This is a genomic window from Acinetobacter bereziniae, assembly GCF_016576965.1.
Classification (GTDB): domain Bacteria; phylum Pseudomonadota; class Gammaproteobacteria; order Pseudomonadales; family Moraxellaceae; genus Acinetobacter; species Acinetobacter bereziniae.
In genome coordinates, this window is record NZ_CP066119.1 from 3361309 (window position 1) to 3372883 (window position 11575).

Below are 11575 nucleotides of genomic sequence, written 5' to 3' on the forward strand. Positions count from 1 at the left end.
ACCATGGCTAAACGTACAGACATTAAAAGCATCTTAATTATTGGTGCGGGTCCGATTGTCATCGGACAAGCATGTGAGTTCGATTACTCAGGTGCACAAGCATGTAAAGCCCTTCGTGAAGAAGGCTATCGTGTTATTTTGGTGAACTCTAACCCAGCCACCATTATGACTGATCCAACAATGGCAGATGCAACGTATATTGAACCGATTACGTGGCAGACTGTAGCTGCGATCATTGAAAAAGAGCGCCCAGATGCTGTTCTTCCAACAATGGGTGGTCAAACGGCATTGAACTGTGCACTTGCACTTGATGCCAACGGTATCTTAAAAAAATATAATGTTGAATTAATCGGTGCAACCAAAGAAGCGATTGAAAAAGCTGAAGACCGTAAATTGTTCGACATCGCAATGCGTAAGATCGGTTTAGAATGTCCTCGTGCCGATGTTGCTGAAAGCATGGAACATGCACTTGAAATTCAAGCGCGTTTTGGTTTCCCTGTCATCATTCGTCCATCATTTACGATGGGTGGTTCAGGTGGTGGTATCGCTTACAACAAAGAAGAATTTATTGAAATTTGTGAGCGTGGTTTCGATCTTTCGCCAACTAAACAATTGTTGATCGATGAATCATTGATTGGTTGGAAAGAATACGAGATGGAAGTTGTTCGTGACAAAAACGACAACTGTATCATTGTCTGTACCATTGAAAACTTTGATCCAATGGGTGTCCATACAGGTGACTCAATCACTGTTGCGCCTGCACAAACACTGACTGATAAAGAGTTCCAATTACTCCGTAATGCGTCTTTGGCTGTACTTCGTGAAATTGGTGTAGAAACCGGCGGTTCAAACGTTCAATTCGGTATTAATCCGAAAGACGGTCGTATGGTCGTGATCGAGATGAACCCTCGTGTATCTCGTTCTTCTGCTCTTGCATCTAAAGCAACAGGTTTCCCTATTGCAAAAATTGCAGCGAAACTTGCAGTCGGTTATACCCTTGATGAATTGAAAAATGACATCACTGGCGGTACTACACCTGCATCATTCGAGCCTGCAATTGACTATGTAGTGACTAAAATTCCTCGTTTCAACTTCGAGAAATTCCCACAAGCTGACGCAACATTGACAACACAGATGAAGTCGGTGGGCGAAGTGATGGCGATTGGTCGTAACTTCCAAGAGTCTGTACAGAAAGCATTACGTGGTCTTGAAGTCGGTACTTGTGGTTTCGATGAACAAATCGCTGTGGGTACAGAAGGCGCAAAAGATAAAATCTTAGTTGAGCTTAAAGTACCTGGTCCAGATCGTATTTGGTATGTTGCTGATGCCTTCCGTCATGGCTTTACTCTAGAAGAAGTTTTCGCTGCAACCAATATTGATCGTTGGTTCTTGATCCAAATCGAAGACATCATCAAGACTGAAGAACAAATTAAAACTTTAGGTTTTGGTGACTTAAACGCTGACAATATCCGTTCATTTAAGCGTAAAGGTTTATCTGATTTGCGTATCGCAAACTTAATGGGTATTTCGCAAAAGCAATTCCGTAAGCATCGTTGGAACTTGGGTGTATATCCAGTTTACAAACGTGTTGATACCTGTGCTGCTGAGTTTGAATCAGATACAGCCTATATGTATTCAACTTATGATGAAGAATGTGAATCTAATCCGTCTAGCAAAGACAAGATTATGGTCATCGGTGGTGGTCCTAACCGAATTGGTCAAGGTATTGAGTTCGATTACTGCTGTGTACATGCTGCGCTTGCTATGCGTGAAGATGGTTATGAAACCATCATGGTCAACTGTAACCCAGAAACTGTTTCAACAGACTATGATACTTCTGACCGTTTGTACTTCGAACCAATCACACTGGAAGACGTACTTGAAATCGTACGTACTGAAAAGCCAAAAGGCATCATTGTACAGTACGGTGGTCAAACACCATTGAAATTGGCGCGTGCTTTGGAAGAAGCTGGTGCTCCAATTATTGGTACATCTCCTGATGCAATTGACCGTGCAGAAGACCGTGAACGTTTCCAACAAATGGTTCAACGCTTAAATCTTCGCCAACCAAGTAACAGCATTGTCAAATCTGCTGAAGAAGGTATGGCTGAAGCATCTAAAGTGGGTTATCCATTGGTGGTACGTCCTTCTTATGTGCTTGGTGGTCGTGCAATGGAAATCGTCTACAATGACGATGAACTTAAGCGCTACTTACGTGATGCGGTTCAAGCATCTAACGAAGCACCTGTATTACTCGATCACTTCCTTGATGATGCGACAGAAGTTGATGTTGACTGCGTATCTGACGGTAAAGATGTTGTGATTGGTGGAATTATGCAGCACATCGAACAAGCAGGTATTCACTCTGGTGACTCAGCATGTTCGATTCCACCTTACTCTCTTTCTCAAGAGATTCAGGATGAAATGCGTCGTCAAACAGTGGCTATGGCGAAAGAGCTTGGCGTTATTGGTTTGATGAACGTTCAATTTGCTGTAAAAGGCAACGATGTTTATATTCTTGAAGTTAACCCACGTGCATCTCGTACAGTACCATTTGTATCGAAATGTATTGGTGAATCGTTAGCAAAAGTTGCTGCACGTTGTATGGCGGGTCAATCTTTAGAATCTCAAGGATTCACAAAAGAAATTATCCCAACTCATTTTGCAGTAAAAGAAGCAGTATTCCCATTCAATAAATTCCCAGGTGTTGATCCAATTCTTGGACCAGAGATGAAATCTACTGGTGAAGTTATGGGTGTTGGTAAAACTTTTGGTGAAGCTTTCTACAAAGCTGTGTTAGGCTCTAATGATCGTTTACCAGGAAAGCCAACTGAAGGTGAAGTGAAACATGTATTTATTTCAGTACGTGATTCAGACAAACCTCGTGCACCAGGTATTGCGAAACAATTGGTGGATTTAGGCTTCAAAATTATCGCAACTGGCGGTACTTATGATGTCATTAAAGACGCTGGTATTGAATGTGAACGTGTGAACAAAGTCACTGAAGGTCGTCCTAATATTGTTGACCGCTTGAAAAATGGCGAGATTCACCTCATTATCAATACTACTGAAGGCAAACAAGCTCAGCAGGATTCATTCTCAATCCGTCGCTCTGCACTCCAAGGTAAAGTGTATTACACAACAACCTTGAATGGTGCTGATGCTGTATGCCAAGCTTTAGCAATTCAATTGCCAATGGATGTATATCGCTTGCAAGATTTGCAAACACTAGGTTAATTCGTTTCCGATAAGTCCCGTCACCTTATCGGTGGCGGGCTTTTTTCATTTCTAAACCAGTATTTTTTAAATACGAAACTGAGGGACAACAATGCAACGTTATCCTATGACTCCCGAAGGCAAGGTTGCCTTAGAGAAAGAATTACAACAGTTGAAATCTGTTGATCGTCCACGTATTACTGCTGCAATTGCAGAAGCTCGTGAACATGGGGATTTAAAAGAAAACGCAGAATACCACGCAGCACGTGAACAACAAGGTTTCTGTGAAGGTCGTATTCAAGACATTGAAGGTAAACTCGGTGCTTGCCAAGTGATCGATGTAAAAGAACTTGAGCAAACAGGTCGTGTTGTTTTTGGTGTAACAGTAACGATTGAAAACTTAGATACTGAAGAAAAGAAAACCTATAAGATTGTAGGTGATGATGAAGCAGATTTTAAAATTAATAAAATCTCAGTGAACTCTCCTATCGCACGTGGTCTTTTAGGTAAAAATGAAGGCGATGAAGTAAAAATCGTCACGCCTCAAGGCGAAGTAGAATATGAAGTGGTAAGTGTTGAGTATATCTAAGTAACACTACTCATCATATTGAGGGCTGATTATTCAGCCCTTTTTCTTTTCGAGAATAATATTTGATTCTACAACAACAATAATTCAAATAACCTGTAAAAACTAATCCATCATATGCAATTGTTAAGGAGGCATCGCTTGCGCAAATCAATTTACACTTTAGAGCTAAAATAACAAAATAAAAATTATATTTTTCAAATATATATTATAATTTTTTAATCTTTTCACTCAGGATAAATTATATTTTCCTGGATGAGTTTTTAACAAATTGGCTATACAGAGAAAGATCTGATGCCTTAAAAATAGCAATTATCACCACCTTGTCCAAATTTATTGCCATTGTTAAATAATCTATTTGCATTAGATTGATGGAAAATAAAAATTTCTTGAGGAACAATATGAAAGCTGGGCGTGTAAGTCGCACAGCAGAAGCAGCGGCTGCTCTGCGTGCCAACCACCATTTAAACGCTAGCGATCCTGTATTTTCAGATCCGTACGCTTTAGCAATGACCAATAGCCGCTGGCGGGTATTACTGAATAATGCCTTGTTTTGCAAAACACTTAATTCAAAGTTGATGAATCAAACCTTTGGTAAATTGACTGGGCAAGTGGTTGGTCGTTCACGATATTGTGAAGATCTTTTACAACATGCAATTGAGAACCATCAAATTCATCAATATGTCTTGGTCGGTGCAGGCTTAGATTCATTTGTTTTACGTTTAGCAGCTCAATATCCGCAACTTAAAATATTCGAAGTTGATCATCCTGATACACAGAAGACCAAAATACAAAAGTTAAAAAAGATTTCTACATCCCAACAATTGCCTGAAAATGTTGAATTTGTCAGCATTGATTTTGAAAAAGAAAAGCTTTCTGAAGTTTTAACCCGAAGTGGTTTCCAATCTAAACACCCTGCTTTTTTCTCTTGGTTAGGCACAACGCATTATTTAACACCGCAAACCACATTAGCCACTTTGAAAAATATTGCCTCGATTGCACATAAACAAAGTGAAGTGGTTATGGACTACTCGATTGATTATAGAGAATTACAAGGTATAGAACGGTTTGGTGCGTTTGCTTTAACTCAATTTACTCAATTTCTTAAAGAACCTTTGATCGGTGCTTTTGGTTCAGATGCTTTACATCAGGCAGTGATCAAAATGGGATATCAAGTCTTGGAAGATTTATCAGGTCAACAGATCACTGAGCGCTATTTTAACCATCGTGCAGATCATATTCGTCATACGCATGGCTCGCATTTGCTTCATTTAAAACTTATTTAAAACAAACCAAGTTGAAATATCATTCAGATATTTCTCACTTTTTAAAGATAGAACATGGAAATGATGCTGATTTACTTAGGCTATTTTATTGAATTTATATAGCTCAATCCTATAAAGCTCATATAAAATAGTCACAACACTCTCCGCACATCAAGCAACCTTTAGAATGCCTAACTCGATAAATTCACCAGTAAAACACTGGTGTGAATTTGAATTTATTTCCAAAACTGTTAAAAATCCAAACATTCATATAAAAGGTAATTACTCCTATTACTCAGCGTATTGGGATCAAGGTTTTGAGCGTTGTGTAGTGCGTTATTTACATGACAAAGCATCCACTACCGAAAAGCCGATTGACCAATTGTATATCGGTAACTTCGTTTGTTTTGGTGCTGAATCCGTAATCATGATGGGAGGGAATCAGTTACACCGCCCTGACTGGATCTCAACATTTCCTTTTGATACCCGTAGTTTTTTACCTGCCGGGGATACAGTCATTGCGGATGGTTGTTGGATTGGGAGTCGTGCCATGATCATGCAAGGCGTAAAACTCGGTGAAGGTGCTGTTGTTGCAACAGGTGCAGTAGTCACCCAAGATGTCCCACCGTATGCAATTGTGGGCGGTGTACCTGCGAAGCTCATTAAATATCGCTTTACTGAGCAAGAGATTGCACAACTACTCTCCCTAAGGCTTTATGACCTTGATGAAAAGCAAATATTGAAAATGCGAGCGCAATTACAGACTGATGATCTACTTCAACTAATACAATTCTTAAAAAATCAAACCAATGAGTAAAATGTAGGCTCAATCTTATCAAAACAAAAAAGGGTTAAATTTTCATTTAACCCTTTTTATAAGATTTAACCAATTGTTGCTTATAGATCTGAATTTAAAGCTACATTGCGATGCGCATTCTTTAACTTTTTTTGTTTTAGATAGTAGGCAAACATCAAACACAATATCCAAGCAGGAATCATCATTACGGCGATGCGCATATCAGGGGTAAATGACATCACAACAAGAATACCGAACATAAAAATCATGCACAGATAATTACTGAATGGATAAGCAATGCTAGGGAATTTGGTGGTTTGCCCTTGCGCTAGCATAGCTTTACGGAATTTTAGATGTGTCCATGAAATCACCACCCAGTTAATCACAATCGCGGCAACCACGAGCATCATTAACAAACCAAATGCTTTTTCTGGAAATGCATAATTCAACAATACACATAAAACAGTGACAAATGCAGAAACAAGCACTGCATTGGTTGGGATGCCACGTTTATTGATATGTTTAAGAAACTTCGGTGCATTGCCCTGTTGAGCCAAACCCAATAACATACGGCTGCTACAATAGCTCGTTCCGTTATAGACCGAAACTGCTGCAGTAAGAATCACAAAGTTCAACAGAGTCGCTACGCCTTGACTATCCAGCGAAGCAAAGACCATAACAAAAGGGCTTCCACCTTCCGCCATTTTGTTCCAAGGGAACAAGGCAAACAAAATAAACAGTGTCGCGATATAAAAAATCAAAATACGATAAATAATTTGATTCACAGCCTTAGGCAAAGTTTTATCAGGATCTCTCGCTTCTGCGGCAGTGATTCCAAATAATTCAATACCGCCAAAAGCAAAAATAATCACTGCCATTGCCATGATCAGACCTTCAACACCAAATGGGAAGAAACCGCCCAATGCCCAGAGATTGGTAATACTTGCTTGTGGTCCTGCTGTACCCGTTGCAAGTAAATAGGAACCAAAGCCAATCATCGCCAAGATTGCCAAAATTTTGACGATGGAGAACCAAAACTCCATTTCACCAAAAAATTTTACATGCAAAAGATTAATGCCGTTAATTAAAATAAAAAACGCCAATGCTGAAATCCATGTTGGGATTTCAGGCCACCAATATTGGATATATAAACCAATTGCACTGAGTTCAGCCATACAAACCAGAACATTGAGTACCCAATAGTTCCAGCCTGACATAAACCCTGCAAATGAGCCCCAGTACTTATAAGCAAAATGGCTGAATGAGCCACTGACTGGCTCTTGCACCACCATCTCACCTAACTGTCGCATCATAAGAAACGCAATCAGCCCTGCAATCGCATAACCGAGGATCACTGAAGGTCCCGCAAGCTTGATCGACTGCGAGATCCCGAGGAACAACCCAGTACCAATTGCACCACCCAGTGCAATCAACTGAATATGGCGATTGCTTAAACCATGTTTCAGGTTTCCTTGCTCGTGTTCTGACATATGATTATTCTCATCCTTGTCGCGTAATTTTTATATTCAAAATTACGTATATCATAAGTTAATCAAAAATGCCTATATCTAATCGAAAAATAATTGATTTACTTTTCTCATAACTGCGCATATAAGCAGAAATTTCAACAAATAACAATTATTATGAATTATGTAATTAAATTATGTATTGCGTAATTATTAATTTTCAGTATGATAGAAATCATCATGTAGATCATTCTGGACTAGTCAGCATAATGAAGACGAATAAAAACAATAATATTTATTTGTTTTTCATAAGCTTGAGTGGAAAAAGAGAAAACGAAATAAGTTCTCATTCATAAGAGACAAGGAAAGCGCACCATGACACAACATTTAACGACCTTTCTTGAGATTGCACCTCAATCTGATTTCAGCATTCATAATTTACCTTATGGCATTTTTAGTGAAACCGCTCAGGGAGATAAACGTGTCGGTGTCGCGATTGGTGATTGGGTAATCGACCTCGCTGCTTTAGAAACATTAGGATTACTTCCAAATTGCAAAACTCAGTGTTTTAATCAAAGCAGCCTGAATAAATTTATCGAAACAGGTAAAAAAAATTGGCATTACATTCGCCAAACCCTACAAGACTTGCTTTCTGCAGACAATCCAACCCTTCGTGATCATCCAGAATTACGCCAAAAAGTATTATTCAAACAAAATACAGTCACCTTACATTTACCAGTACAAATCTCTGGCTATACGGATTTCTACTCCTCTAAAGAACATGCAACCAATGTTGGAACTATGTTTAGAGATCCTAAAAATGCCTTGCTTCCAAATTGGAGTGAGCTACCTGTGGGTTATAATGGTCGTGCCAGTTCTGTGGTTGTTAGCGGTAAGGAGATTGTCCGCCCTTCTGGTCAAATTAAACTTCCTCATGAAGAACGCCCTCTCTTTTCGGCAACCCGTAAACTCGACTTTGAACTCGAAACAGCTTTTATCGTAGGTAAGACAACTGCGTTGGGTGAACCGATTGCAATTGAAGATGCGTGGAATCATATTTTTGGCATGGTCTTGCTGAATGATTGGTCTGCACGTGATATTCAACAATGGGAATATGTGCCCTTAGGTCCATTTAATGCCAAGACCTTTGCCAGTTCAATTTCACCTTGGGTGGTAACGATGCAAGCCTTAGAACCCTTTAAAGTCAAAGGTCCGCAACAACTCCCAGAGCCATTAGATTATTTAAAAGAACATACTCCCAACAGTTTTGATATTCATCTCAGTGTGGAACTACAAAGCTCACAATCACAGCAAAGTGAAGTGATTTGTCAAACCAACTTTAAATACATGTACTGGTCGATGGCGCAACAGCTGACCCATCACACCATTTCAGGTTGTAATGTTCAAGTTGGAGATTTAATGGGTTCTGGCACAATTTCAGGTCCTACAGAAAATTCTTATGGAAGCTTACTGGAACTTACTTGGAACACCACAAAACCCCTCACCTTATCCAATGGTGAAAAGCGCGGCTTCCTTGAAGATGGCGACCGTGTAGTGATGAAAGGCTATGCTGAAAAAGGTGCTATTCGAGTGGGCTTTGGTCAAGTCACAAATACGATTTTACCAGCCAAACAGTTTAGCTTTAAGCAACACAAGGAATTGTGTGATGAAACTGTATAGTTATTTTCGTAGCTCTGCGGCTTATCGAGTTCGGATCGCTTTAAACCTGAAGCAATTGGATTATGTCATACAGCCTGTCCATTTGCTCAAAAATGAGCATCAACAAGAAAGCTACATCGTACTCAATCCAAGCCAGCTTGTACCAAGTTTGATTAATCAAGATCAGTCTTTTATACAGTCGCTCAATATTTTGGAATATCTGGAAGAACGTTACCCATCACTTCCTTTATTACCTACAGATCTTGTTGAGCGCGCCAAAATCCGTGCTTTTTCACAAACCATCGCCTGTGATATTCATCCCTTAGATAATCTCAGAGTGCTGAAATATTTAAAACATGAACTCGCTGTAAATGATGAACAGAAAAGTCAATGGTACCAACACTGGATTATTGAAGGTTTTAAAAGCTTAGAGATGCAATTAAAAGACTCAAATGGTCAATTCTGCTTCGGCACTCAAGCCACATTTGCAGATTGTTGTTTGATTCCTCAAGTGTATAACGCCAAACGTTTCAATGTTGATCTAAGCGACTTTCCAAAGATTCAATCCATTGATCAACACTGCCTAAGCCTGCCTGCATTCTTAAGGGCGATCCCAGAACAACAACCAGATTGGGAATAAACAAAAAAGGAGTTTTATCATGAGCTTTGCAATTAAAAAAATTCATCACGTGGCTTATCGTTGTAAAGACGCCAAAGAAACGGTGGAATGGTATAAAAAAATGCTCAACATGGAGTTTATTTTGGCTTTTGCAGAAGACCATGTTCCATCAACTAAAGCATTTGATCCTTATATGCATTTATTCCTTGATGCAGGTCAAGGCAATGTGTTGGCGTTTTTTGAATTACCGACTCAACCAGAAATGGGACGTGATGAAAATACGCCTCAATGGGTTCAACACATCGCATTTGAAGTTGAAGACTTAGATGCACTGCTTTCTGCAAAATCGCATCTTGAAGCCAATGGTGTCAAAGTGCTCGGTATTACCAATCATGGGATATTCCACTCGATTTACTTCTTTGATCCGAATGGACATCGTTTAGAACTAACATATAACGATGTTCATGCCGATGCGAAAATTTCAAAAATTACTGAAGAAATGAAGGTCGATATGCTGGATGAATGGAGCAGAACCAAACGCGCACCTCAACATACGCATTTCTTACACGAAGCTGAGTTAGGGTAATCATTATGGTCAATAAAGTATCAACGAGTGCCGAAGCAGCCCTGCAAAGTATCGTGCAAGATGGACAAACCATTGCTGTGGGCGGATTCGGACTTTGTGGTATTCCTGAAGCTTTGATCAAAGCGCTTAAACAAAGTGGAGTAAAGCAACTAACCTGCATCAGTAATAATGCAGGCGTGGATGATTATGGTTTAGGGCTGTTATTGCAGTCTAAACAAATCAAAAAAATGATTTCATCCTACGTTGGGGAAAATAAAGTGTTTGAACGACAGTTTTTAAATGGTGAACTTGAAGTTGAATTGACACCTCAAGGCACATTGGCAGAAAAACTTCGTGCAGGCGGAGCTGGAATCCCAGCGTTCTATACTGCAACTGGTGTTGGTACCAGTATTGCTGAAGGTAAAGAGCTTCGTGAGTTTAATGGTCAGTCTTTTCTCCTAGAGACTTCACTTTGTGCAGATATTGCATTAATCAAAGCTTATAAAGCGGACAAAGCTGGTAATCTGGTATTCCGAAAAACTGCACGTAATTTCAATCCTGAGTGTGCAATGGCAGGTCGTTATACGATTGTTGAAGTTGAGCATATTGTTGAACTTGGTGAAATTGATCCTGATGACATTCATTTAGCAGGAATCTATGTCAATGCCATTGTACTCAATGCTCAGCCTGAAAAGCGTATCGAACAGCGTACATTAAAAGTTGCAGTATAAGGAGTGACAGAATGGCTTGGACAAAACAACAAATGGCTCAACGTGCTGCCAAAGAGTTGCAAGACGGTTTCTATGTCAATCTCGGCATTGGCTTACCGACTTTGGTTGCCAATTACATCCCCGAAGGAATGGATGTATGGTTACAATCCGAAAATGGTTTATTGGGCATTGATGAATTTCCAACTGAAGACAACGTAGATGCGGACTTGATCAATGCTGGTAAACAAACTGTCACCGTTAAAAAAGGTGGTGCATTTTTTTCAAGTTCAGAATCATTTGCCATGATTCGCGGTGGTCGGGTTGACCTTGCTATTTTAGGTGCTATGGAAGTTTCTGAACATGGCGATCTCGCCAATTGGATGATTCCGGGTAAAAAAGTCAAAGGCATGGGCGGTGCAATGGATCTTGTTGCAGGTGTTCGAAAAGTCGTGATTTTAATGGAGCATACGACCAAAGAGGGTCAAGCTAAAATTTTACCTCAATGCACCCTACCATTGACTGGTCGCCGAGTGGTTCATCGTATTATCAGCGACTTAGGTGTACTCGATGTAACTCAAAATGGTTTAGAACTGGTTGAGTTAGCAGATAATGTCAGTTTTGATGACATTCAAGCGGCGACAGCAGTCAGGATTAAAAATATTCAAGCTGCATAAAGCACAATCTGACCGGGAT

At 39.8% G+C, this 11575-nt stretch carries 10 protein-coding genes; 9 read left to right on the forward strand and 1 reads right to left on the reverse strand.

Features of this window, described 5'->3' with window-relative positions; all coding sequences use genetic code 11:
* The first annotated feature begins 3 nt into the window (after nucleotides 1-3).
* The 4 genes from carB (at nucleotide 4) to I9192_RS15695 (ending at nucleotide 5884) form a co-directional block, all read left to right on the forward strand.
* Nucleotides 4-3237, forward strand: a complete 3234-nt coding sequence (carB, locus tag I9192_RS15680; RefSeq protein WP_004829464.1) for a carbamoyl-phosphate synthase large subunit — start codon at nucleotides 4-6, stop codon at nucleotides 3235-3237.
* A gap of 91 nt (nucleotides 3238-3328) precedes the next feature.
* Entirely contained in the window at nucleotides 3329-3805 is a 477-nt protein-coding gene (gene greA / locus I9192_RS15685; RefSeq protein WP_004829465.1) for a transcription elongation factor GreA, read from the forward strand.
* A 398-nt stretch (nucleotides 3806-4203) separates the two neighbouring features.
* Nucleotides 4204-5088 carry a class I SAM-dependent methyltransferase gene (locus tag I9192_RS15690; protein ID WP_005032976.1) on the forward strand — a complete coding sequence of 295 codons (885 nt, stop codon included), beginning with the start codon at nucleotides 4204-4206 and terminating at the stop codon, nucleotides 5086-5088.
* A gap of 166 nt (nucleotides 5089-5254) precedes the next feature.
* Nucleotides 5255-5884: a CatB-related O-acetyltransferase gene (locus I9192_RS15695; RefSeq protein ID WP_005032978.1), complete on the forward strand. Its 630-nt coding sequence runs from the start codon at nucleotides 5255-5257 to the stop codon at nucleotides 5882-5884.
* Nucleotides 5885-5964: 80 nt separating this feature from the next.
* On the opposite strand, the gene I9192_RS15700 is transcribed toward I9192_RS15695, so the two are convergent.
* Nucleotides 5965-7353 carry an amino acid permease gene (locus tag I9192_RS15700; protein WP_005032980.1) on the reverse strand — a complete coding sequence of 463 codons (1389 nt, stop codon included), beginning with the start codon at nucleotides 7351-7353 and terminating at the stop codon, nucleotides 5965-5967.
* Nucleotides 7354-7704: 351 nt separating this feature from the next.
* Between I9192_RS15700 and fahA the strand changes: the two genes are divergently transcribed.
* The 5 genes from fahA to I9192_RS15725 are packed head-to-tail and all read left to right on the forward strand — an operon-like array spanning nucleotide 7705 to nucleotide 11556.
* Nucleotides 7705-9009 carry a fumarylacetoacetase gene (gene fahA / locus I9192_RS15705; protein ID WP_005032982.1) on the forward strand — a complete coding sequence of 435 codons (1305 nt, stop codon included), beginning with the start codon at nucleotides 7705-7707 and terminating at the stop codon, nucleotides 9007-9009.
* Nucleotides 8996-9628, forward strand: a complete 633-nt coding sequence (maiA, locus tag I9192_RS15710; protein ID WP_200149902.1) for a maleylacetoacetate isomerase — start codon at nucleotides 8996-8998, stop codon at nucleotides 9626-9628. The genes fahA and maiA overlap by 14 nt, the downstream gene beginning before the upstream one ends.
* A 19-nt stretch (nucleotides 9629-9647) precedes the next feature.
* Entirely contained in the window at nucleotides 9648-10193 is a 546-nt protein-coding gene (locus I9192_RS15715) for a VOC family protein (RefSeq protein WP_005032987.1), read from the forward strand.
* Nucleotides 10194-10198: 5 nt separating this feature from the next.
* Complete coding sequence (locus I9192_RS15720; protein WP_005032989.1) at nucleotides 10199-10903, forward strand: CoA transferase subunit A; 705 nt, start codon at nucleotides 10199-10201, stop codon at nucleotides 10901-10903.
* A gap of 11 nt (nucleotides 10904-10914) precedes the next feature.
* Nucleotides 10915-11556, forward strand: a complete 642-nt coding sequence (locus I9192_RS15725) for a CoA transferase subunit B (protein WP_005032991.1) — start codon at nucleotides 10915-10917, stop codon at nucleotides 11554-11556.
* Nucleotides 11557-11575: the final 19 nt, after the last annotated feature.